We start from the raw sequence: 22,506 nt of genomic DNA, 5'->3' as shown, positions 1-22,506 counted from the left end.
CGGTCACGTTACCGGATCGTGACCTGGACGGCCCGGTGCGGTGCCGGAACCGTCCCGCTCGGTACGGTGGACGGACCGGGCCACGACGTGCCCCGGTCACCGACGCAGGAGGCAGATCACATGGCAGCACGGCGCGCAGTCGTCACCGGAGCGAGCTCGGGCATCGGGGCGGCCACCGTTCGGCTGTTCCGGTCGCGGGGCTGGGACGTGCTCGCCGTGGCCCGCCGCGCCGCGAAGCTCGAGGCGCTCGCCGCGGAGACCGGGGCCGAGACCCTGGTCGCCGACATCACGGACGCCGACGACGTGGCGGCGCTCGCCGCGCGGGTGGCGGACCTCGGCGGCGCCGACGTGCTCGTGAACAACGCCGGTGGGGCGTTCGGTTCGGCGAGTGTCGAGGAGTCCGACGTCGACGACTGGCGCGCCATGTTCGAGGTCAACGTGATCGGCACGAAGCATGTCGTCTCCGCGCTGCTGCCGCACCTGCGCGATCGCGCTCGCGCGTCCGGGGGAGCGGACATCGTCACGGTCACCAGCACCGCCGGGTTCGTCGCGTACGAGAACGGTGGCGGCTACAACGCCGCGAAGTTCGCCGAGCACGCCCTGGTCGGCGCACTCCGGCTCGAGCTGAACGGGGAGCCGATCCGGGTCGTCGAGATCGCGCCGGGCATGGTGAAGACCGACGAGTTCGCGCTCACCCGGTTCCGCGGGGACGAGCAGAAGGCCGCCGCGGTGTACGACGACGTGCCGGAGCCGCTCGTGGCCGACGACGTCGCCGAGGCGATCGTGCACGCCGTGGAGCTGCCGGCCCACGTGAACCTCGACCTCGTGACGATCCGGCCGGTGGCGCAGTCGGCGCAGCACAAGCTGGCCCGCGGCCCGCTGACGCCCCGCTGAGCGGACGGCGCCCGACCCGCGCCCAACCCGCGCCGGACCCGCGCCGGCCCCACGCAGCGCCCGGGCGGCGGGCGCGGGTCGCGGGCGTGGGCTCCCTGCCGGTACCGTGGTCGGATGCCGATCAGCAGCGAACCCGAGCCCGCGGCTCCGTCCACCGTGACCGTGACGAGCGGGCCCGAGGTACTCGGCTGGCTCGAGTTCGGTGACGCCGCACGCCTGCTCGCCAAGGACGTCCTGTCCAGCGGCTTCGAGCCCGAGGTCGTCGTCGCCGTCGCCCGCGGCGGACTGATCATCGCCGGCGCCGTGGCGTACGCGCTCGGCACCAAGGAGTGCGGCTCGATCAACGTCGAGTTCTACACCGACGTCGAGCAGCGGCTGGAGGAGCCGGTCGTGCTCGCCCCCGCCCTCGACGCCCCGAGCCTGGCGGGCAAGCGGGTCCTCGTCGTCGACGACGTGTCGGACTCCGGCCGCACCCTGCGCCTGGTGGTCGACATCATCCGGAACGCCGGTGCCGACGTCCGGAGCGCCTGCCTGTACTCGAAGCCCGGCACCGTCCTCGAACCCGACCACGTGTGGCGTCGGGTCGACGGCTGGATCACGTTCCCGTGGAGCGCCCTCGCCCCCGTGACGGCCGAGTCGTGAGCATCCACCTGGTCGGCGGCGGTCTGTTCGCCGCCTCGGACGCCGCAGCGCCGTTCCTCGCCGAGGCCACCGCCCGTTCGGCAGCGGTCGGCCGGAGCACCCCGCGCATCGCCCTGCTCTCCGTGGCGGGCCCGGACGGCGGCAGCCCGTCGTCGACCGCCGACATCGCCGAGGTCCTCGGCGGCCCGCGCACGGCCGAGGTGCTCGTCACCGAGGTCGCAGCCGGTCAGGTCTTCGACACCACCGTCCTGAGCGACGTCGACGCCCTGGTGGTCGGCGGCGGCGTCACCCCCGACTACCTGGCGGCGATCGCCCCGCTCGTCGACCAGCTCCGGCTGCTCGTCTCCGACGGTCTGCCCTACCTCGGCTACTCGGCCGGTGCGATGATCGCCGCCGACCGTGCCCTGGTGGGCGGCTGGCGCATCGGCGGCGTCGAGATCTGCCCCGAAGCGGCGTCCGAGGGCCTGGACGAGGTCGAGCTCCGCGAGGGCCTCGGCCTGGTCGACCTGACCATCGACGTGCACGCGGTGCAGGCCGGCACGCTCGCGCGGCTCATCGCCAGCGCCGAGGCCGAGTTCGTCACCGCCGGACTCGCGATCGACGAGGACACCACGCTCGTCGTCGGCGAGGGCGCGCTCGAGGTCCGCGGGACCGGCAGCGTCTGGCGCGTGATGGCCGGCGAGGAGTCGGTGGCCGTCGCCACCATGGGCGCGTAGCCGACGTGGAACCCCGGCCGCTCGCCGACCTGGTCGACCCCGGCTGGGCGTCGGCGCTCGCACCCGTGGAGCCCGACGTGCACCGGATCGGCGCATGGCTGCGGGACGAGACCACTGCGGGCCGTCACTACCTGCCCGCTGGCGGCGACGTCCTGCGTGCCTTCACGACCCCGTTCGACGCCGTCAGGGTGCTGGTCGTCGGGCAGGACCCGTACCCGACGCCCGGCCACCCGATCGGCCTGTCGTTCGCGGTCGACCCGGCCGTCCGTCCGGTGCCGCGCAGCCTGGCGAACATCTACCGCGAGCTCGCCGACGACCTCGGGGTGACGCCGCCGCAGCACGGTGACCTGCGGGCCTGGTCCGACCAGGGCGTCCTGCTGCTCAACCGGGTGCTCACCGTGCAGGCGGGCGAGGCCGGCAGTCACCGCGGCAAGGGCTGGGAGGCGGTGACCGACCAGGCCGTCCGTGCCCTCGTCGCCCGTGGCGGCCCGCTCGTCGCCGTGCTCTGGGGCGCCCAGGCCGGGTCGGTGCGACCGCTCCTCGGTGACACCCCGGTCGTCGCGTCGGCCCACCCGAGCCCGCTCAGCGCGTCGCGCGGGTTCTTCGGCAGCCGCCCGTTCTCGCAGGTGAACGCCCTGCTCGAGTCGCAGGGCGCACCGCCCGTCGACTGGACGCTGCCCGCTCAGTAGGCTCGGCACGTGCTCGAGGAGGAATACCAGCGACGGCGGGTCCTGCCGCGACACCTGCGTGCCCCCGTGGCGACCGAGACGGCCTTCGAGTACCGCATCCGTGCGGCCGAGGTGGGGGACCTGCCCCACGTGCGCGAGATCCACACGCATTACGTCCGCAACTCGTCGGTGACCTTCGACCCGGCGGCGTTCACCTACGCCGCGTGGAAGAAGCGCTACGACGACATCCGGAAGCGCCGCCTGCCGTTCCTGGTGGCGGAGAACCCTGCCGGACAGATCCTCGGGTACGCCCTGGTCGACGCGTGGAACCCCCGGGACCGCTCGAACCACGTCGTCGAGGACTCGATCTACCTCGGCGCCGCGTCCGGTGGCAAGGGGCTCGGCCGCGCACTGATGGAGGCGCTGCTCGACGAGTGCCGGTCGGCCGGCGTGCGCGAGGTCGTCGCCGTCATCGCGGACCGCCAGGCCGAGGCGTCGATCCGGCTGCACGAGCGGCTCGGCTTCGAGGAGGTCGGCCGGATGGGGAAGGTCGGCTACAAGTACGACCGCTGGCTCGGCACCGTCACGATGCGGCTCCGCCTGCGCGGCCCGCGGCTGTTCGCACGACGACGCTGACGGACCCGACGCGGTCGACGCGCGTCACGCACGAGAACGTGGGCAGTGCGGACGGGAGGCCCGTGGCGGGCCCGGCACGCGCCTCCAGGCCGTCTCCGGGTCGCGTCGGACCGCCGTGGCCGGGTCAGCCCGCCGGGGCCTCGGTGATGAACTCGTCGCGCGTCACGCGGAGCAGCGCGGTGGCCGCCGCCGCCGCGGCGTCCGCGTCACCGTCGACCGCTGCGCGCCCGACGGCCTCGTGCCGGAGCGCCGCCTCGCGCGTCCAGCGCGTGATGGGGTCGCGCGACTCCGACGTGCGGGTGCGCAGGAGGGCCTCGACCGTGCCGGCGAAGTGCGCGAACACGGCGTTCCCCGACCCGGTGAGCAGTGCACGGTGGAAGCGGACGTCGGCCTCCAGGTAGGCGCGGCTGTCCTCGCGTCCGCAGGCGTCGAGCATGTCCTCGGCGGCTGCGAGCACGGCGTCCGCGCCCTCGGAGCCGGCGGTCAGGGACGCCGCGACCGGTTCGACGCCGAGTCGGAGTTCGACGAGCTCCCGCTGCTGCACGAAGTACGCCGGTGATCCGCCGCGCCACCGGATCACCGTGGGGGCGAGCAGCTCCCACGCGGTGATGTCGCGGACGAGCGTGCCGACCCGCTGCCGGGGCTCGACCAGGCCGAGGGACTGCAGGACGCGCAGGGCCTCGCGGACGACCGAGCGGGACACCCCGAACTCGTCGGCCACCAGTTCGGGTCGGACGACGGCGCCCGCGGCCAGGTCGCCGTCGACGATCCGCTGGCCCAGGGTGTCGAGCACGTGGGCGTGCAGTCCGCGTGCGGTGGGCATCGTTTCCTCCGTGCAGTACGGGTCACGCGGTCGCCGTGACGCCGGTCCCATCGAAGCGGCAGACTCCGGAGACGGGCGGTCGGCGCGCGGGACGACGTCGTATAGTCTGATTAATCAGATTATTGAGGGTCGGCGTTCGTCGCGCCAGTCCACCCTCGACACGAAGGCGACGGAGCCGCGCAGCAGCGACTCCAGGAAGGGGCGCTGATGCCTCACGCTCTCCCGGACCACCTGCTCGCCGCGGGTGGCACCACCGAGACGGTCGACCCGTCCGGTTCCATCCCGCAGCTGATCATCGCGGCGCTCGTCGGCATCGTGGTGATCATCGTGCTCATCACCTGGCTCAAGGTGCACCCGTTCATCGCGCTCACGATCGGTGCGCTCGGCGTCGGGATCGGCGCAGGCCTCGCGCCGGACAAGGCGGTCACGAGCTTCGGCGACGGCTTCGGCGCGACCATGACGAGCGTCGGCATCCTGGTCGGGCTGGGGGCGATGTTCGGCAAGATGCTCGTCGACTCGGGCGCAGCGGACCGTGTCGTGGACACCCTGGTGCGGAAGTCGTCGAAGGCGGCGCTGCCGTGGACGATGGCCCTGATCGGGGCGCTCATCGGGCTGCCGATGTTCTTCGAGGTCGGCCTCGTCCTGCTCATCCCCATCATCGTGCTGGTCGCCAAGCGGAGCGAGGTGCCGATCATGAAGATCGCCGTCCCCGCCCTGGTCGGCCTGTCGACGATGCACGCGTTCGTCCCGCCGCACCCCGGCCCGCTCGTCGCGATCTCCACCGTCGGCGCGAACCTCGGCACCACGCTCGCCTTCGGCATCGTGCTGGCGATCCCGGTGATCATCCTGGCCGGGCCGCTCTTCGCCCGGTTCGCGGCCCGCTGGGTCGACATCCCCGTCCCCGACATGTTCGGGTCGCGCGGGGCGGTCGCCACCGCCGGCCCGGGCTCGGGGTCGGGTTCCGGGTCCGCCGCATTCGTGGACGACCCGGCACACCCCGGACGCCAGGCCCGGCGCGGCCCCGTCACGCAGGACACCGCGTCCCTGCCCAACGGCAAGAGCGACTTCACGCGCGTCATCAGCGAACCGCGCAGCCCGTCGTTCACCGTCGCCCTGGTCGGCATCCTGCTGCCGGTCGTGCTCATGCTCGCCCAGGCGATCCGTGAGGCCACCGCCCCCGACGCCGCCGGCTCGTGGGTGAGCCTGCTCGACTTCCTCGGTTCGCCGATGATCGCCATCGGCATCGCGGCCGTCTACGCGATGGTCTTCTTCGCGATCGGCGGTGGCATGGACCGCTCGGCGGTGTCGAAGTCGCTCGAGAGCGCGCTGCCCCCGATCGCCGGGGTGCTGCTCATCGTCGGCGCCGGCGGTGGCTTCAAGCAGGTGCTCATCGACACCGGGATCGGCGGCGTGATCGCCGACGCCGTCAAGGACTCCGGCGTCTCGGTGCTGCTCGTCGCCTGGGTCGTCTCGGCCCTGGTCCGCGTGGCGACCGGGTCCGCCACGGTCGCCACCGTGACCGCCGCCGGCATCATGGCGCCGATCGCCGCCGACCTGTCGACGCCGATGACGTCGCTGCTCGTGCTCGCGATCGGAGCCGGCTCGGTGTTCCTGTCGCACGTCAACGACGCCGGGTTCTGGCTGGTGAAGGGGTACCTCGGCACCACGGTGGGGCAGACGTTCAAGACGTGGACGGTGCTCGAGTGCCTCATCTCGGTGTTCGGTCTGGTCGGGGTCCTGCTGGCCGGGGTGTTCATCCGATGAGCGGCGCAGCAGACCTCGGTGCGGCCGATGCTGCCGGGGCGGCCGACACCGGGCTGGAAGCACGTGTCCTGGTGGTGATGGGGGTCTCCGGGTCCGGCAAGTCGACCGTCGCCGCCATGGTGGCGGAGCAGATCGGGTGGGAGTTCGCCGAGGGCGACGCGATGCACCCACAGGCGAACGTCGACAAGATGCACGCGGGCACCCCGCTCACCGACGAGGACCGCTGGCCGTGGCTCGACGTCGTCGCCGGCTGGATCCGCGGACACCTGGACGCCGGCACGAACGGCGTCGTGACCTGCTCGGCCCTGAAGCGCTCGTACCGCGACGTGCTGCGGGCCCCCGGGGTGGTGTTCGTGCACGTGGCCGGTGACGGCGCGCTCATCGAGGAGCGGATGTCCGAGCGTTCCGGGCACTTCATGCCGACGTCGCTGCTGCAGTCGCAGCTCGCCACGCTCGAGCCGCCGCAACCCGACGAGGCCCACGTGACGATCGCCGCCGACCGCACCCCCGAAGCGGAGAGCGCCGAGGTCGTGGCGCGGCTCGGACTGGTCCGGATCCCGAGAGCCTGATCGGGTGGCGCTCGGCAGCATGGCGGCATGGCGATCGACGACTCCCTCTCGCTCCTGACCCGCGGCTACGGGTTCGGTGCCCACCTGTGGCGCCGGACCCGTCCGGGGGCGCGAGCGGTGGGCTTCCGACTGCTCGGACGTCCGGCGCTGCTCGTGCGTGGCGCCGAGGGCGTCGGGCTGTTCTACGACGGCGACCGCACGGCACGCCACGGCGCGATGCCGGCGATCGTGCAGCGGACGCTGTTCGGTGTCGGGTCGGTGCACAGCCTCGACGGGGCGGAGCACCACCACCGCAAGGCGACCTTCGTCGACGTCGCGTACGAGGACGAGCAGGTCCGGCGGCTCGCACCCCTGCTGACCCGGGAGTGGGCGACCGAACGCGACGCGTGGCTCGCCGGCGGCACCCGGTCTGCGTACGACGCTGCCGTCGGCGCGATCGGCCGTGCGGTCATGCGGTGGGCCGGACTGCCGGGGACGCCGGCGGCGAAGACCCGGTGGGCGGCCCGGCTCGCCCAGGTCGTCGACGGCTTCGGGGTGCCCTACTCACCGGAGTACCTGCAGGCCGTCCTGAACCGGCACTGGTCGGACCGACACGCCCGGCGGCTGGTCGAGGCCGTGCGCGGTGGCCGGTTGGCCCCTGAGCCGCACACCGCCCTGCACGAGTGGGCGTGGCACCGGGACCCCTCCGGGGCGCTGCTGCCGGCGCGGCTGGCCGGCATCGAACTGCAGAACAGCATCCGGCCGGCCATCGCGGTGGCCCGGTTCGTGGCGTTCGCGGCGAAGGAGCTGCACGACCGGCCGGAGTGGCGGGCACGGATCGCCGCCGAGAGCGGGGCGGCCGACACCGCGGACGGGCCGCGCGTCGACGGCCCGCTCGCCGTCGCCTTCGCGCAGGAGATCCGCCGGACCGCGCCGTTCGTGCCGATGCTGCCGGCCTGGGCCACCACCGACGTCGAGCTCGACGGCGAGCACCTGCCCGCCGGCGGTCGCGTGGTGCTCGACATCACCGGGACCGACACCGACGAGCACTCGTGGGACCGAGCGGGCGACTTCGACCCCTCGCGGTTCGTCGGCGTGGACGACTCCGAGGCGATCACGACGTTCGTCCCGCACGGCGGCGCCGACGTCGCCACCGGGCACCGGTGCCCCGGCGAGAAGGTCGCCGTCGCCGCGCTCGCGGCCGCGGTCTCGGTGCTGAGCGACCCGCGGCTGACGATCCTCGACGACGGGCTGCAGGTGGACCGCCGCCGGCTGCCGACGAAGCCGGCCTCGGGTGGCGAGGTCCGGGGCCGCTGCCCCTTCCACTGACCCGGTCTCAGTCGAACCGGATCGGCGTGCCGACGGGAAGCGCGGCGAGGGTCCGGGTCATCTCCGCCGAGATCCGGACGCAGCCGTGCGAGCTGCCGGTCGGGTCCGGGTAGTAGTGCAACGCGGTCAGTGCGGCGTTGCCGCCGTACGACGGGATCCGGGACGAGTGCGCCCCGGTCAGGATGATCGGGTTGCCCTGCGTGTACGCGACGCGGGTGTCGACGTACGCCGCCTCGACGTAGGTGGCGGTGTCGGCCGGTGTGGGGTCCTCCGGGGTCCCGAGCCGCGCGACCTCGGTCGCGGTGACCTCGCCAGTCCGGGTGACGACGGACACCGTGCTGGCGGCGACGTCGACCCGGATCATCCGGTCGGTCCGCGTCACGGTGAAGTCGGACGCCCGGGCCCAGGCGAACGTCGCGCTCGGCGCGTCCGGGTCGCCGCCGTCACCGGGGGTGCGGTTGCGGGACGGCGTCGACACCAGGAGCATCCCGCCGTCCCGGCCGGGGGAGCGACCCCACACCGCGGTCGCCGCGGGTCGGTTGATCGTCGACACCAGGTGGGACAGGGTCGCCACCGGTCGGGCGCGGCTGGACGGGCTCGCGTACAGGGCGACGAGCGGCGTGCGCGGGGTCGCGATCTGCCAGGTGTCCTCGGGCTCCACGTCCCCGCCGTCGAGCAACTGCGGCACGACGGCGTCGTGGAACGCCAACGGCAGCGCGGCCAGGGTCGCGTCCGACGGTGCAGCGGGGACGGCCGCGAGCGTCGGCGTCGGCGTGGCGCTCGGGGTCGGTGTCGTCGTCGCCCGTGCCGCCCGGGTCGGCTCCGGCGCCGGTGACCCGACGGTCGCCCCCACGACGACGGCGGCGACGGCGAGCACTACCACCCCGGCGGTCGTCGCGATCCAGGTGTTGCGTCGCATGCTGCGCCCCCTCGGTCGATCCGTCAGCGTTCGGTGACGGTTCCGCCCTCGACCCGCCATTGCCGGTCGAGTCGGACGGTCTCCAGCATGCGCCGGTCGTGTGTGACGAGCAGCAGGGTCCCGTCGTAGGACTCCAGCGCCTGCTCCAGCTGCTCGATCGCGGTCAGGTCGAGGTGGTTGGTCGGCTCGTCGAGCACGAGCACGTTCACCCCGCGGGCCTGCAGCAGCGCGAGCCCGGCCCGGGTGCGTTCGCCGGGGGAGAGCGCCGCGGCCGGTCGGCCGACGTGGTCCGCCTTCAGCCCGAACTTCGCGAGCAGCGTCCGGACGTCGGCGGTGGTGTACTCGGGCACGATCGCCTCGAACGCCGCTGCCAGGGGCTGGTCACCGGTGAACGCCGCACGCGCCTGGTCGACCTCGCCGACCGCGACGCTCGAGCCGAGCGAGGCCGTGCCCGTCGTCGGCGCCTGCTTGCCGAGCAGTGCCCGCAGCAGGGTGGACTTGCCGGCGCCGTTCGGACCGGTGATGCCGATCCGGTCACCGCCGTCGACCTGCAGCGAGACCGGGCCGAGGGTGAAGTCGCCCTGGGTGAACGTGGCGTCCGACAGCGTCGCGACGACGGCCGACGACCTGGGTGCGCTGCCGATCGTGAACTCGAGCTGCCACTCCTTGCGCGGCTCCTCGACCTCGTCGAGCCGGGCGATGCGGGACTCCATCTGCCGGACCTTCTGCGCCTGTTTCTCGCTCGACTCCGAGGCGGCACGGCGGCGGATCTTGTCGTTGTCCGGGCTCTTCTTCATGGCGTTCCGGACACCCTGGCTCGACCACTCGCGCTGCGTCCGTGCCCGCGAGACCAGGTCGGCCTTCGTCGACGCGAACTCGTCGTACGCGTCACGCTTGTGCTGCCGGGCGATCTCGCGCTCCTCGAGGAACGAGTCGTACCCGCCGCCGAACAGCCGGTTCGACGACTGCGCCAGGTCGAGCTCGAGCACCGAGGTCACCGAGCGCGCCAGGAACTCACGGTCGTGGCTGACGAGCACCACCCCGCCGCGCAGACCGCGCACGAACGCCTCGAGCCGGTCGAGGCCGTCCAGGTCGAGGTCGTTGGTCGGCTCGTCGAGCAGGACGATGTCGAACCGCGACAGCAGCAGCGCGGCGAGCCCGACGCGGGCGACCTGCCCACCGGACAGCGCGGTCATCAGGGAGTCCGGGCCGACGCCGTCCGCACCGGAGTCGCCGGTGCCGGGTTCGAGCCCGAGGTCGGCGAGCACCGCCGGGATCCGGTCCTCCAGATCGGCGGCCCCCGCGGCGAGCCAGCGGTCGAGCGCCGTCGAGTACCGGTCGGCCGCTGCGTCGCCGGCATCGGGGTCCCCGAGCGCCGCCGCCGCCGCGTCCATCGTCACGGTCGCCTCGGTGCAGCCGGTCCGCCGCCCGAGGTACGCCGCGACGGTCTCGCGCGCGATGCGCTCGTGCTCCTGGGGGAGCCACCCCACGAACGCGTCCGTCGGCGCCAGGGACACCGTGCCGGCCAGCGGCTCGTCGACCCCGGCCAGCAGCCGGAGCAGCGTGGACTTGCCGGCACCGTTCACGCCGACGACCCCGATCACGTCGCCCGGCGCCACCGTCAGGTCGAGGGAGTCGAACAGCGTGCGAGCGGCGTACCCGCCGGACAGGCCCTTGGCGACGAGCGTGGCGGTCATGCGCCCATCGTCCCACGCGGAAGCGGCACCCCCGGGCGCGACCCTCAGCCCCTGGGCGCCAGTCGACCCGCACCCACCGGCAGCAGCCCGCTCCGGTACTCGAGCGCCGTCGCGCCGCCGACCGACACCGATGCCGCCCCGAACCGCCACGCTCGGTTGAACAGGTACACGCCGATCACCGTGTCGCCGTCGTCCGGCACCGCCCACGTGCCGGTGCCCCACTGGGCCGGGTGCCCCACCCCGTCGACGGTGACGGTCGGCCGGGCGAACCAGGCGAACAGGGGCCGGACGAGCCGGAGTTCGATCCGGCGCTTCGTCGTGCCGGAGGGGAGAGTGGTGTCCACCGTCGAAGGATACGGGGCACCGGAGCATCGGCCGGGCACGCACGGGCCACCGCCGCCTAGGCTCGGAGCCGTGTTCGAACTCCACCACCTCTCCGCACAGGAACTCTGGGACTGGATCCGCCGGGGCGAGGCGACCGCCCTCGAGGTCACCGAGCACTACCTGGCCCGCGTGGAACGCCTGGACGCCGGACTCGGCGCCTTCGTGACGGTCACCGCGGACGCGGCCCGGGCCCGAGCCGATCGCCTCGGTCACCTGCTGCCGACGTCGAGACCGTTGTGGGGCCTCCCGTCCGCCGACAAGGACCTGTACGACCGCGCCGGGGTCCCCACGCGGAACGGCACCGCGAGCCTGCCGGAGCGTCCCGCGTCGACCGACCACCCGCTCGTCGCCGCGCTCGACGCGGCCGGCACCGTCAGCCTCGGCAAGACCGCGTCACCGGAGTTCGGCATGTCCTCGTCGTCCGAGACCCGGCTCGGCGTGACGCGGAACCCCTACGACACCGCGCGCGCGCCGGGCGGGTCGTCGAGCGGTGCGGCCGTCGCCGTCGCCGCCGGACTGCTGCCGGCCGCGGTCGGGTCGGACGGCGGCGGATCGGTGCGGATCCCCGCCGCGGCGACCGGACTCGTCGGGCTGAAGCCGAGCCGCGGCCGCGTGCCGTCGATGCCCGGCCGCTCCGGCGTCGGCGGCCTGTCCGTGGCCGGGCCGCTCACCCGCTCCGTCGCCGACGCGGGCATGCTGCTCGACGCGCTGGTCGCGCCGACCGGGCTGCCGGAGCCGTCGCCCTACGCCCTCGTCACCCCCGACGTCGGCGAGGGGCCGTTCACCGCGGCAGCCGTCCGCGGCGAGGGCCGGTTCGTCGTCGGGGTGCTCGAGGGGTCGCCGTGGGACGACACCGTCGACGTGGTCGTCGACCCCGCGGCCCGGGCCGCCGTGGAGACCGCCGTGCGGGTGCTCGGCGAGGTCGGGCACGGCGTCGAGGACGTCCGGATGCCCCGGGTGCCGTACGCCGACGCGTTCCGGGTGGCGTGGGAGAGCTCCGCCGCCCGCCTGCCGCAGGTGCCCGGTATCGACCCGACGTCGCTGACCCCGCTCGTGGCGTGGCTCGTGGCCCGCGGACAGGCTCTGTCCGGCACGCAGGTCCTCGACGCGATGACGACGCTCGACGCCTTCTCGACGACGCTCATCGGCGCCTTCGACCGGTTCGACGCGGTGCTCACGCCGACCCTCGCGATGACGCCGCGGCCCCTCGGCTGGTACGGCGACGACCCGGACGAGGACTTCCGCCGCCAGTGCGCCTACTCGCCGTGGACGTCGATGGCGAACGTGTCCGGGCTCCCCGCGATCACCCTGCCCGTCGGCGTGACCGACGACGACCACCCCGACGGCGGCGGGCTGCCGATGGGCGTGCAGCTGATCGGACGCCCCGGCGGCGAGCGCGTCCTGCTCGCGATCGGCGCGCAGCTCGAGCGCCGGTTGCGCTGGCAGCGGCGGCACCCGGCCGCCTGGACCGCCTGACGGGAGGCCCGGTGCCGGGTCCCACAAACACGCGTTCTCCGACAGACCACCAGTCGAACGACGCGTGGATCGTCGCAGGGCTCGTGCGCCCGCTCAGCTCGTCTCCCGCACCACCCGGATCACGCCGAGGCTCCCGTCGGTGGGGTCCGGAATGACCATCCCGGCCTCGAGCCCGCTGCGCAGGTAGTCGATCACCTCGGCCGTCAGCCGCTCTCCGGGCACGTACGCCGGGATCCCGGGCGGGTACGGGGTCGCCTGCTCGGCCGCGATCCGCCCCGCTGCCTGGTCGGCGGGCACGAGCTCGACCGCGCCGAAGAAGGCGTCGCGGGGTGTCATCACCGACTCGAGCAGCAGGCCCGACGGTTCCGGGATGCGGACCGGCGGCGTCTGCGGCAGGTCCGGTGCCGCCACGGCGAGCGACTGCAGGGCGTGCACGAGCCGGTCGGTGGTGAAGTCGTCGTCAGCCAGCGACACGTCGATGCCGAGGTGCCGGTGGTCGGAGAGCCCGAGGTCGAGCCGGTGGTGTTCGCGGACCCAGTCGTGCGCCTGGTACCCGGTGATCCCGAGCGCTTCGACGTCGAGCAGCATGCGCATCGGGTCGAGCTGGTGCGATGCCTCCGCCCCGAGCAGCTCGTCGTGCAGGACGTGGATGCCGTCGATCGCCTCGATGCGCTGCCGGGTCTGCTCGGCGAGCACGATGGTCCGCGCGATCAGCCCAGTGCCGTCGCGCATCATGTGCCGACGCCAGCCGTCCATGCCCGCGTAGACGAGCACGTTCGGGCTCGTCGTCATGAGCATGTCCGCGCAGGACCACAGGTGGTCGTGGTCGACGAGGTCGCCACGGAGGTGCAGCACGGACCCCTGCTCGAAGCCGAGGCCCATCTTGTGCACGCTCGTCACGCAGACGTCGGCGCCGGCGTCCATCGCCCACGAGGGCAGCTGCTCGGAGAAGGGCAGATGCGCACCCCAGGCCTCGTCGACGATGAGGGGCTTGCCGCGCTCGTGGCACACCGCCGCGATGCCGGCGATGTCCGCGCAGGTGCCGTACGGGGTCGGGCTGACCACGAGTGCGGCGGCGGCGTCCGGGTGCTCGTCCCACACCGCGGCGTAGTCGGCGGGCGACGGCGGGTGGGAGATCCCCTGGTCACGGTCGAGGCGCGGCTCCACCCAGTACGGCTGCAGCCCGGAGAACACCAGGCCGGCGGTCACCGACTTGTGCGCGTCACGGCTGACCAGGATCCCGCCCTCGACGCCGGCGACCGCGAGCATCGCCGCCTTCACCGACAGGGAGCTCCCGCACGTCGAGAAGAAGACCGTGTCGGCACCGACGGCCTCGGCCATCAGGGACTCCGCGGTGGTCAGGTACCCGTTCGAGGACTTCCGGTCGTCGAGTCCGCCGCTGGCGAGCACGTCGGCGCGGAACGGGTCCTTGCCGAGCACGGCCAGGGTGTCGGCGTCGACGCCGCGGCCCTGCCGGTGGCCCGGTGGCGAGAAGCCGTAGCGGTCTCGGGCGTGGTAGTCCCGGAGCGCGTCGAGGAAGGGTGCCTGGGTCTGGTCGAGGTCGCCGCTCATGGATCCCGTCTACCCGGGCGGCGTGCACCGTCGGCTCAGGACGCCGGACTCGGTGGGCGCGGCGGGAGGTGCGACGGAGTCGTCGTCGTACGACGTCGACGGTGTCGCTCCGCGTCGGTACCCCCACGTTCGCCCCGGGCCGCGCCGGCCGCCCTACGGCAGCGTCGGTGCCGCCGCCACCAACGCCCGCGTCACCGGGTGCTGCGGATCGTCGAGGAGCGACACCGGTCCGTGCTCGACGATGCGGCCGTCGGACATCACCGCGACCGTGTCGCACAGCCGCTGCACGACGCCGATGTCGTGCGACACCAGCACGAGCGTCAGCCCGAGGTCGTCGGCGAGCGACCGGAACAGCTCGATCACCCGGGCACGGACCACCACGTCGAGGGCGCTCATCGGCTCGTCGCCGAACAGGATCCGGGGCGAGTGCACCACGGCCCGGGCGATCGCGATCCGCTGTCGCTGCCCGCCGGAGAACTCGTGCGGGTACCGGTCGACCGTGTCGGCGGGCAGGTCGACTCGCTCCAGCACGGCACGCACCAGGTCGTCGTGCGACCCCGGGACCTGCAGCGCCCGCAACGGCTCGGCCACGATCGCCCCGACGCGCATCCGCGGGTCGAGGGACGCGTACGGGTCCTGGAACACCACCCCGGTCTCGCGACGGAACCAGCGCAACGCCCGCGCGGACCGGGACGCGACCGGACGGCCGGAGGCGGCGACGGTGCCGGCGGAAGGGGCCTCCAGGCCGGCGAGCAACCGGACCAGCGTGGACTTGCCGGATCCCGATTCGCCGACGATGCCGAGTCGTGCGCCGGGAGCGACCGTCAGGTCGACGCCGTCGACCGCGGTGCGGACCGGACCGGGCTCGAACGGGCCGCGGCGGGGGAGTCGGTAGGTGCGGTGGAGACCGGCGGCCTCGAGGACGGGGAGGGTCACGGGGCGGTCCTCCTGGCGGTGGCACGTGCGGCGTCGACGAGCGCGGCGGTGGCGGGGTGCTGCGGTGCGGCGAGCAGGTCCGCGACGCGGCCCTGCTCGACCACCCGACCGGCGTCGAGGACGACCGCGGTGTCGGCGATGCGCGCGAGCACGGCGAGGTCGTGGGTGACGAACACCATGCCCGCCGGCAGGTGCTCGAACAGGTCGAGGATGCGGGCCTCGGTGGTGACGTCGAGCGCCGTGGTCGGCTCGTCGGCCACCAGGTACGACGGCTCGCCCGCCATCGCCATCGCGATGCAGATCCGCTGCCGCTGCCCGCCGGACAGCTGGTGCGGGTACTGCCGCAGCAGCGACTCCGGGTCGGGCAGGCCCACGGACGCCGCCAGGTCGACGGCTGCCGCGCGGGCCGCACGCCGGTCGAGCCCGCGGTGCAGCCGGAGCGGCTCCGCGATCTGCGCGCCGACCCGTCGCAGCGGGTCGAGCGCTGTGCCCGGCTCCTGGAACACCATCGCGATGCCCGCGCCGCGGTGTCGCGCGCGCTCGCGGTCGGGCAGGCCGACGAGTTCGGTGCCGTCCAGGCGGATGCTGCCGGTGACGACGGCGCCGGTGGGCTCCAGGCCCATCAGGGCGAGCGAGGTCATCGACTTTCCGGATCCGCTCGCGCCGATCACGCCGACGCGCTGGCCGGGAGGCACGGTGAAGCTGACGTCGTCGAGGATCGTCCGCCCCGTGATGCGGACCGACAACCCGCGCACCTCGAGCCCGGAGGCTGCGGTGGCGTGGGCGGTGCCGGCTGCGTCGGTGTTGGCTGCGTGGTCGGTCATGCGGTCACCCCCGGCGTGGTCGTGCCGGGATCGGTCCGGTCGCTCGTCGTCAGCCGCGGGTCCGAGGCGTCACGCACCGCGTCGCCGAGCAACGACAGTGCCGCGACGACGAGGGCGATGGCGGCTCCCGGCCAGGTCGCACTCCACGGGTGGACCCCGATGTAGGTCTGCAGGTCGGACAGCAGGCTGCCCCACGAAGCGGTGTCCGATCCGGCGCCGTAGCCCAGGTAGGACAGCCCGGCCTCGGCGAGCACGGCCGTGGCCATCGCGAGCGAAAGCTGCACGGTGAACAGCGGCGCCGCGTTCGGCACCAGGTGACGGAAGAGCACCCCGGCACCGCCGACGCCGGACGCCCGGGCCGCCGTGACGTAGTCGCTCCGGGCGATCCGGCGGATCTCACCGCGGGCCACGCGGGCGATCGTCACGCCGAAGGACAGCCCGACGCTGACGATCACGACGCCGAGCGACCCGCCGAACACCGCGGTCAGGAGCATCGCGGTGAGCAGGGTCGGGAACGCCACCAGGATGTCGAGCAGGACCGCGGTGCCCTCGCGCACCCAGCGGGCGGTGAGCGACCCGATCGCGGTGAGGACGATGCCGACGACGCTCGCGATCACCCCGGAACCGACGGCGACGAGCACGGTGGTGCGGGTGCCGGCGAGCAGGTAGCTCGCGATGTCCCGGCCGGCGGCGTCGGTGCCGAACCAGTGCGCGGCGCTCGGCCCCTCCCACTGGTGGAACGGGTCGGCGCGGAACGGGTTCTGCGGTGTCCAGACGAGTGACACGGCGGCGAGCACGAGCAGCAGGCCGAGCACGACGACGGCGAAGACCCCGGTCGGCCGGGACACCAGGCGGCGGATCATCCCTGCACCTCGCGCTGTCGGGGGTCGAGGGTGCGGTGCACGACGTCGACGGCGAACCCGACGAGCAGCACGAGTCCGGTGAGCACGAGCAGTTCCGACTGCACCTTCGTGATGTCGCGGCGGCCGACGTCGGTCACGAGCATCCGGCCCACCCCGGGCAGGGAGAACAGCTGCTCGACGACGACGGCTCCGACGAGCAGCCCGGCGATCTGGACGCCGAGCACGGCGAGCACCGTGAGGGCGACGCTCGGCAGACCGTGGCGGAGCAGCGCCTGCGTGCGGGTGAGGCCGACGGCGGCGGCGGTGCGCAGGTGGTCGGCGTCGAGGACGGAGAGCGTGGCGGATCGGGTGAACCGGAGGATCACGGCGCCCTCGACCGCACCGATCGTGAGCGCGGGCAGCACGAGCGACGCGAACGCCCGCCCGGGTTCCGACCAGCCGTCGAGCGGGAAGCCCTGCGTCGGCAGCCAGTGCAGCGTCACCGCGAACAGGGCGACGAGGAGCATGCCGGCCCACACGACGGGCACGGCGGCGACCGCCTGCGCCGCGAACCCGATCACCGCGCCACCCGGGCGGCGACGGAGCACCGCGGCGATCACCCCGAGCGGGACGCCGATCACCAGCGCGGTCGCCAGGGACATCGCGGCGAGCGGCAGGGTGATCGCGAGCTTCTGCGCGATCTCCGGCGCGACGGCACCGTTCGTCACCAGGGAGCGGCCGAGGTCACCGCGGAACACGCCACCGATCCAGTCGAGGTACTGCACCACGACGGGCCGGTCGAGTCCGAGCTGCTGCCGGAGCTGTTCCACTTGCGCGGGGGTCGACTGCGTGCCGGCGACGACCTGGGCGACGTCACCGGGCAGCACGCGGAGCGTGGCGAAGATGATGACGCTCGCCACGAGCAGGCCGACGACGAGCAGGAGCACCCGCCCGATGAGGAACCGGGTCACGACACCGATGCTACGGGGACGCACCCCGCGCCGCGGCCGCTCCGGTTCACTTGACCGCGAGCTTCGCCAGGTCGAGGCGCGAGTTCCCGCCGTCGACCGGGAAGCCCGTCACGCCGGAGCGCACCGCGGTGATCTCGGTCGCCGTGTAGAGCCACTCGCCGGCCGCGTCCTCGCTGACGATGCGCGCCGCCTTCCGGAGTGCCTCGGTCTTCGTGGCCTCGTCGGTCGCCGCGATCGACTGGGCGTAGAGCGCCTGCACCGTCGCGTTGTCGTACCCGAAGTAGTAGTCCGGGTTCGCCCAGTTGCCGAAGTCACGGGCCTCGACGTGGTCGACCATCGACAGGTCGAAGTCCCGCTCGCCGGACTTCGGTGCCTGGAACACCGAGGACAGCCAGGTGGCGAAGTCGACACGCTTGACCGTCAGGGTGATCCCGACGTCGGCGAGCTGCGACTTCAGCACGTCGCCGATCGTGGTCGGGTAGATGTTCGCGTAGGTGAGCGTCAGCTTCAGGTCCCGCTGACCGGCGGCGGCCAGGAGCTTCTTCGCGTTCGCGGGGTCGTACGCGTCGATGTCGGTCAGGTCCTCGTAGCCGGGGTCGAGCTCCGGGATCGGGCCGCCCTGCTCCACGCCGGTGCCGCCGATCGCCTTGATGAGCGCCTTCGCGTCGATCGCCTGCCGGATGGCCCGGCGCACGCGCTCGTCCGTGAACGGTTCCTTGCGGTTGTTGAACGCCAGCGTGTACTTGTCGGTCGTCTTGCCGCTGTGCAGCGCGATGTCGGCGTTGCCCTGCAGCTGGCTCTGCAGCGTGCCGTCGACCGGGTTCAGGACGTCGAGGTCACCGTTCGCCATCGCGTTGACGGCGGTCGACGGGTCCGTGATGTACCGGAAGACGATCTTCGCGACCTTCGCCTTCGTGCCCCAGTAGTCCTCGTTGCGGTCGAAGGTGAGCGAGTCGCCCTGCTTCCAGTCGGTCACCTCGAACGGGCCGGTGCCGTTGGCGCTGTCGGAGAGGTCGTTCCCCGCGGCCTTCTCGAGCACCAGGCCCGAGCGACCGGTGAGGTTCCAGAGCAGGTCGGAGTCCGGCTTCGCCAGCTGCAGCACGACGGAGTCCTCCGACGGCGAGGTGATCGACGTGACGCCCGCGAGCTTGGCGGAGTCGACGTACGAGTCGTTCGACTTGACCTGCTCGAGCGACCACACGACGTCGGCCGCGGTGACCGGCTTGCCGTCCTGGAACGTCGTGCCGTCGCGCAGCGTGAACGTGTAGGTCAGGCCGTCGTCCGAGACCTCGTGTGACGAGGCCAGCACGTCGCGGACGTCGCCCTCGGCGGTCCGGCCGACGAGCCCCTGGTACACGTTGTCGATGAGCACCTGGTCGAGCGCCGCCCCGGACTGGGTGCGGATGTCGAGGCTCGTCGGCTCGAGCACCAGCCCGACGCGCACCGTGGCGTCCTTGCCCCCGGTGGTGTCGGATGAGCCGGAGCAGCCGGTCAACGCCAGGGCGGAGACGACGGCGATCGCAGTGGCGGCGAGGGCAGCACGCCCGATGCGCGAGGTGCGCGCGGTGCGACGGGGCAGGAGCGGACTCATGGGGTTGTGGGTTCCTTCCGGGCGCGAGGGCTGGGATCGGGCCTCGCGCTCGCACGAGGGTACCGGCGGCTGGTGCCGTCCGGCGACGGTTCTTCGATCGGGTGCAACAATCCGTGCCGCTCCGCCCATGCCCGGATCGCCGAAGCCAGTTCGAGGGGTGCCTGGTTCTGCACCGCGTGCCGCGAGGTCACCGTCACGATCTCGGCGTCCGGCAGGCGTTCGGCGAAGCCGGCGTGCAGCTTCGGGGAGACGTACCCGCGGTCACCCCGGACGAGCAGGATCGGCACGCGCAGGGCCTCGAGGTCCGGCCACGCATCAGCGAAGCGCCCCACCGACGACGTCCGCCCGGCGGGCAGGTGCGGGAAGTGGTGACGGCGCACGAGTCGCCCGTCCGCACCGAGGGCCGTCGTGTGCCGGGCTTCACGGAGCAGCACCTGCCGGTCGTCGCCGACCCGTGCCTCGATCGCCCGGTCGACGACCTGATCGAGGGACTCGAACGGCTCCTCGGCCTCGAGCGCGCGGGCGATCCGGTCGACCGCACGCTGCGCGAAGTCCGGCGACATGTCGACGAGCACGAGTCCGGTGACCCGCTCCGGCGCGGTGGCCGCGAGTCGAGCGGACAGGATGGCGCCGAGCGAGTGGCCGACGACGATCCCGGGCGGCACCGCGAGCGCGTCGAGCGCGTCGAGCACGCTGGGCGCCGTCGCGGCCGCCGCGTAGTCCGCGTCCTCCCGCCACGACGACCGGCCGTGGCCGGGCAGGTCGAGGGCGACCGCCGGCTCGCCCACGGCGAGTGCCGTGGTGTCGAAGCTGTGGGCGTCGATGCCGAGCCCGTGCAGGTAGGTGATCCGGGCCTCCTGGCCGTCGTCGCCCCACCTGATCGCGGAGATCTCCTGGCCGTCCGTGGTGCGGACCACCTGCCTGGAGGCGCGGAGCGGCGCATGCACGCCGCTCGCGCTGGCGAGGGCGGGCAGGTCGGCGAATTCGTCGTCGGGGGCTTCGGACACGGGGACGATCCTCGCACCGTTCCGGGGCCTGGAGACGTGAGGTAAGGCATGCCATACTCGATTCCGTGGCAACCCGGTATCGCGTCTTCTCCGTCCGCGTGGCCGCCGTCACGTCGCTCACCCCCAACTTCGTCCGGGTGACGCTGACGGGCGAGGCGCTCGCCGACTTCTCCTCGGTCGGTCTCGACCAGCGGATCAAGATCGTGCTGCCCCTGCCCGGCATCGGCTTCTCCGAATTGCCGGAGGACGAGGACTGGTACGCCGCGTGGCGTGCTCTGCCGGACGAGACCCGCAACCCGCTCCGCACGTACACCGTCCGCTCGTTCCGACCGGACGCCCGCGAGCTCGACATCGACTTCGTCGCGCACGGCGACACCGGTCCGGCGTCGCGCTGGGTGTCGGCCTGCTGCGTCGGTGACGAGCTGCGCATCGTCGGGCCGCGGGTCCCCGAGTCGCCGGAGGACCTGCCGACCGGGGCCGCCGAGTTCGCTCCCGGGCACGCGAACCGGATCCTGCTCGCCGGGGACGAGACCGCCGCACCGGCCATCTGCGCCATCCTCGAAGCCCTCGACGTCTCGGCCGTCGGCCACGTCTTCATCGAGGTGCCCACCGACGCCGACCGGTTGCCGGTCACCGCGCCCGCCGGGGTCGAGGTCCGCTGGATCGCCCGCAACGGCGCCACCCACGGGGTCCGGATGACCGACCAGGTGCACGCCTGGGCCTCCACCGTCGCGCCGACGTCCGTCGGCCGCGGTCCCGCTGTCGAGCTCACCGACGTGGACGTCGACGAGCAGGTGCTGTGGGACGTCCCCGCCCCGGTCGACGAGCGCCCCGTGTACGCCTGGATCGCTGGCGAGGCCGGCTGCGTCAAGGAACTCCGCCGCCACCTGGTGCGCGGTGTCGGCATCGACCGCAAGCAGGTCGCGTTCATGGGGTACTGGCGGCACGGCAGGGCCGAGCACTGATGCCGGCCGCGGGCACCGCCCTCGGTCCGGTCCCGACCACCGCGCTGGGGGCCCGAGGGCTGACCCTGGCCTACGACGACCGGGTCGTGGTGGACACGCTCGACGTCGACATCCCCGACGGCGAGCTCACGGTCATCGTCGGGCCGAACGCCTGCGGCAAGTCGACGCTGCTGAAGTCCTTCGCCCGCACCCTGAAGCCGCGAGCCGGCACGGTGTTCCTCGACGGGGCGCCGATCGACTCGTACCGCCCGAAGGCCGTCGCCCGGCGGGTCGGGATGCTCCCGCAGACCCCGATCGCCCCTGACGGCATCACCGTGCGCGACCTCGTGTCCCGGGGCCGGTTCCCGCACCAGGACCTGCTGCACCCGTCGTCCGGGTCCGACCGGCAGGCCGTGCAGGCCGCACTCGAGCAGACCGAGACCGTGTCACTCGCCGACCGCAGTGTCGACGAGCTCTCCGGCGGGCAGCGGCAGCGGGTGTGGATCGCGATGGTGCTCGCGCAGCAGACCGACATCGTGCTGCTCGACGAGCCGACGACCTTCCTCGACATCGCGCACCAGTACGACGTGCTCGAACTGGCCTCCACGCTGCACGCCGCCGGTCGCACGGTCGTCGCGGTGCTGCACGACCTGAACCAGGCTGCGCGCTACGCCACCCACGTCATCGCGATGCGCGACGGGGCGATCGTCTCGGCGGGGAAGCCAGCGTCGGTGCTCACCGCGGACCTCGTCGAGGACGTCTTCGGCCTGCCGTGCGTCGTCGTCCCCGACCCCGAGACCGGCACACCCCTCGTGGTGCCCCGGCGGCGCGCGGCCTGACGCGCTTGCGGCGCTGCCGCTGCTGCCGCCTGCTGCCGCCTGCTGCCGCCTGCTCGGCTCGCCGCCGAGTGGTCACGACACGTCGTGGGCCGGGCGCCGAGCGGTCACGAATGGTCGGCTGGGGGTGCCGCAGGCGACGGTCTGCGACCGCTCGCGGTGTGCCCGGCGGGGTGTTGTGACCGGCCGTGACCCTGTTCCGGCGCCGCCACGCGCCTCCAGGCAGTGGGCCGGTCGCGTTTCGTCGCCTGGCCGGCCTGCTGCCGAGTGGTCAGGACACGTCGTGGGCCGGGCGTCGAGCGGTCACGAATGGTCGGCTGGGGGTGCCGCAGGCGACGGTCTGCGACCGCTCGCGGTGTGCCCGGCGGGGTGTTGTGACCGGCCGTGACCCTGTTCCGGCGCCGCCACGCGCCTCCAGGCCGTCGATCGGTCGCGTTTCGTCGCCTGGCCGGCTCGCGGCCGAGTGGTCAGGACACGTCGTGGGCCG

Annotated in this window: 22 protein-coding genes; 11 read left to right on the top strand and 11 right to left on the bottom strand. The window is 73.4% G+C overall.

Annotated elements, in window-relative coordinates; genetic code table 11:
- Positions 1-120 precede the first annotated feature (120 nt).
- The 5 genes from DEJ35_RS04150 to DEJ35_RS04130 all read left to right on the top strand — a co-directional run bounded on the left by DEJ35_RS04150 (position 121) and on the right by DEJ35_RS04130 (position 3,556).
- On the top strand, positions 121-894 hold the full coding sequence (locus DEJ35_RS04150) for an SDR family oxidoreductase (protein WP_111192106.1): 774 nt from the start codon (positions 121-123) through the stop codon (positions 892-894).
- 114 nt (positions 895-1,008) lie between these two features.
- Positions 1,009-1,536 (top strand): phosphoribosyltransferase, encoded by a 528-nt coding sequence (locus tag DEJ35_RS04145; RefSeq protein ID WP_051596753.1) that lies wholly within the window; start codon positions 1,009-1,011, stop codon positions 1,534-1,536.
- On the top strand, positions 1,533-2,252 hold the full coding sequence (locus DEJ35_RS04140) for a Type 1 glutamine amidotransferase-like domain-containing protein (RefSeq protein ID WP_110859043.1): 720 nt from the start codon (positions 1,533-1,535) through the stop codon (positions 2,250-2,252). The genes DEJ35_RS04145 and DEJ35_RS04140 overlap by 4 nt, the downstream gene beginning before the upstream one ends.
- Before the next feature lie 5 nt (positions 2,253-2,257).
- Entirely contained in the window at positions 2,258-2,941 is a 684-nt protein-coding gene (locus tag DEJ35_RS04135) for a uracil-DNA glycosylase (protein WP_110859042.1), read from the top strand.
- 9 nt (positions 2,942-2,950) lie between these two features.
- Positions 2,951-3,556: a GNAT family N-acetyltransferase gene (locus tag DEJ35_RS04130; protein ID WP_110859041.1), complete on the top strand. Its 606-nt coding sequence runs from the start codon at positions 2,951-2,953 to the stop codon at positions 3,554-3,556.
- A 124-nt stretch (positions 3,557-3,680) separates the two neighbouring features.
- Here DEJ35_RS04130 and DEJ35_RS04125 read toward each other — a convergent pair whose 3' ends face one another.
- Entirely contained in the window at positions 3,681-4,379 is a 699-nt protein-coding gene (locus tag DEJ35_RS04125) for a FadR/GntR family transcriptional regulator (RefSeq protein WP_181430093.1), read from the bottom strand.
- Between the two features lie 207 nt (positions 4,380-4,586).
- On the opposite strand from DEJ35_RS04125, the gene DEJ35_RS04120 reads away from it, so the two are divergent.
- From DEJ35_RS04120 to DEJ35_RS04110, 3 genes are read left to right on the top strand one after another with little or no spacing between them, the layout of a single operon-like run.
- Positions 4,587-6,143, top strand: a complete 1,557-nt coding sequence (locus tag DEJ35_RS04120) for a GntP family permease (protein ID WP_220036872.1) — start codon at positions 4,587-4,589, stop codon at positions 6,141-6,143.
- Positions 6,140-6,712, top strand: coding sequence for a gluconokinase (locus DEJ35_RS04115; protein ID WP_111192105.1), 573 nt, complete (start codon positions 6,140-6,142; stop codon positions 6,710-6,712). Before DEJ35_RS04120 ends, DEJ35_RS04115 begins: the two co-directional genes overlap by 4 nt.
- 27 nt (positions 6,713-6,739) lie before the next feature.
- Positions 6,740-8,020 (top strand): cytochrome P450, encoded by a 1,281-nt coding sequence (locus DEJ35_RS04110; RefSeq protein WP_111192104.1) that lies wholly within the window; start codon positions 6,740-6,742, stop codon positions 8,018-8,020.
- A 7-nt stretch (positions 8,021-8,027) separates the two neighbouring features.
- Here the strand turns inward: DEJ35_RS04110 and DEJ35_RS04105 are convergent, their stop codons facing one another.
- From DEJ35_RS04105 to DEJ35_RS04095, 3 genes are read right to left on the bottom strand one after another with little or no spacing between them, the layout of a single operon-like run.
- Positions 8,028-8,939 (bottom strand): L,D-transpeptidase, encoded by a 912-nt coding sequence (locus DEJ35_RS04105; protein WP_111192103.1) that lies wholly within the window; start codon positions 8,937-8,939, stop codon positions 8,028-8,030.
- Positions 8,940-8,962: 23 nt separating this feature from the next.
- The gene (locus DEJ35_RS04100; RefSeq protein WP_111192102.1) at positions 8,963-10,636 is read right to left on the bottom strand and encodes an ABC-F family ATP-binding cassette domain-containing protein; all 1,674 of its coding nucleotides are present in this window, start codon (positions 10,634-10,636) and stop codon (positions 8,963-8,965) included.
- Positions 10,637-10,680: 44 nt separating this feature from the next.
- Complete coding sequence (locus DEJ35_RS04095) at positions 10,681-10,980, bottom strand: hypothetical protein (RefSeq protein ID WP_110859035.1); 300 nt, start codon at positions 10,978-10,980, stop codon at positions 10,681-10,683.
- A gap of 70 nt (positions 10,981-11,050) precedes the next feature.
- On the opposite strand from DEJ35_RS04095, the gene DEJ35_RS04090 reads away from it, so the two are divergent.
- Positions 11,051-12,496 (top strand): amidase, encoded by a 1,446-nt coding sequence (locus DEJ35_RS04090; protein ID WP_111192101.1) that lies wholly within the window; start codon positions 11,051-11,053, stop codon positions 12,494-12,496.
- 93 nt (positions 12,497-12,589) lie between these two features.
- Here DEJ35_RS04090 and DEJ35_RS04085 read toward each other — a convergent pair whose 3' ends face one another.
- From DEJ35_RS04085 to DEJ35_RS04055, 7 genes are all read right to left on the bottom strand, one after another.
- A complete protein-coding gene (locus tag DEJ35_RS04085; protein WP_111090449.1) occupies positions 12,590-14,068 on the bottom strand; it encodes an aminotransferase class I/II-fold pyridoxal phosphate-dependent enzyme in 1,479 nt (492 codons plus the stop codon).
- Positions 14,069-14,221: 153 nt separating this feature from the next.
- A complete protein-coding gene (locus DEJ35_RS04080) occupies positions 14,222-15,004 on the bottom strand; it encodes an ABC transporter ATP-binding protein (protein WP_111192100.1) in 783 nt (260 codons plus the stop codon).
- Entirely contained in the window at positions 15,001-15,828 is an 828-nt protein-coding gene (locus DEJ35_RS04075; RefSeq protein ID WP_111192099.1) for an ABC transporter ATP-binding protein, read from the bottom strand. The genes DEJ35_RS04080 and DEJ35_RS04075 overlap by 4 nt, the downstream gene beginning before the upstream one ends.
- The gene (locus DEJ35_RS04070; RefSeq protein ID WP_110859031.1) at positions 15,825-16,691 is read right to left on the bottom strand and encodes an ABC transporter permease; all 867 of its coding nucleotides are present in this window, start codon (positions 16,689-16,691) and stop codon (positions 15,825-15,827) included. Before DEJ35_RS04070 ends, DEJ35_RS04075 begins: the two co-directional genes overlap by 4 nt.
- Positions 16,688-17,641: an ABC transporter permease gene (locus tag DEJ35_RS04065; RefSeq protein ID WP_110859030.1), complete on the bottom strand. Its 954-nt coding sequence runs from the start codon at positions 17,639-17,641 to the stop codon at positions 16,688-16,690. The genes DEJ35_RS04070 and DEJ35_RS04065 overlap by 4 nt, the downstream gene beginning before the upstream one ends.
- A gap of 46 nt (positions 17,642-17,687) precedes the next feature.
- Positions 17,688-19,232 carry an ABC transporter substrate-binding protein gene (locus DEJ35_RS04060; protein ID WP_111123434.1) on the bottom strand — a complete coding sequence of 515 codons (1,545 nt, stop codon included), beginning with the start codon at positions 19,230-19,232 and terminating at the stop codon, positions 17,688-17,690.
- Positions 19,229-20,239 carry an alpha/beta fold hydrolase gene (locus tag DEJ35_RS04055; RefSeq protein ID WP_181435505.1) on the bottom strand — a complete coding sequence of 337 codons (1,011 nt, stop codon included), beginning with the start codon at positions 20,237-20,239 and terminating at the stop codon, positions 19,229-19,231. The genes DEJ35_RS04060 and DEJ35_RS04055 overlap by 4 nt, the downstream gene beginning before the upstream one ends.
- Before the next feature lie 65 nt (positions 20,240-20,304).
- Here DEJ35_RS04055 and DEJ35_RS04050 point away from each other — a divergent pair, with 65 nt between their 5' ends.
- Positions 20,305-21,204: a siderophore-interacting protein gene (locus DEJ35_RS04050; RefSeq protein ID WP_258376336.1), complete on the top strand. Its 900-nt coding sequence runs from the start codon at positions 20,305-20,307 to the stop codon at positions 21,202-21,204.
- Positions 21,204-22,022 carry an ABC transporter ATP-binding protein gene (locus DEJ35_RS04045; protein ID WP_111192098.1) on the top strand — a complete coding sequence of 273 codons (819 nt, stop codon included), beginning with the start codon at positions 21,204-21,206 and terminating at the stop codon, positions 22,020-22,022. The genes DEJ35_RS04050 and DEJ35_RS04045 overlap by 1 nt, the downstream gene beginning before the upstream one ends.
- The last annotated feature ends 484 nt before the right edge of the window (positions 22,023-22,506 follow it).

This window comes from Curtobacterium sp. MCPF17_051, assembly GCF_003234595.1.
Lineage (GTDB): Bacteria > Actinomycetota > Actinomycetes > Actinomycetales > Microbacteriaceae > Curtobacterium > Curtobacterium flaccumfaciens.
Note: the sequence above shows the minus strand (reverse complement) of the source record. Positions and strands in the feature narration are given on the sequence as shown.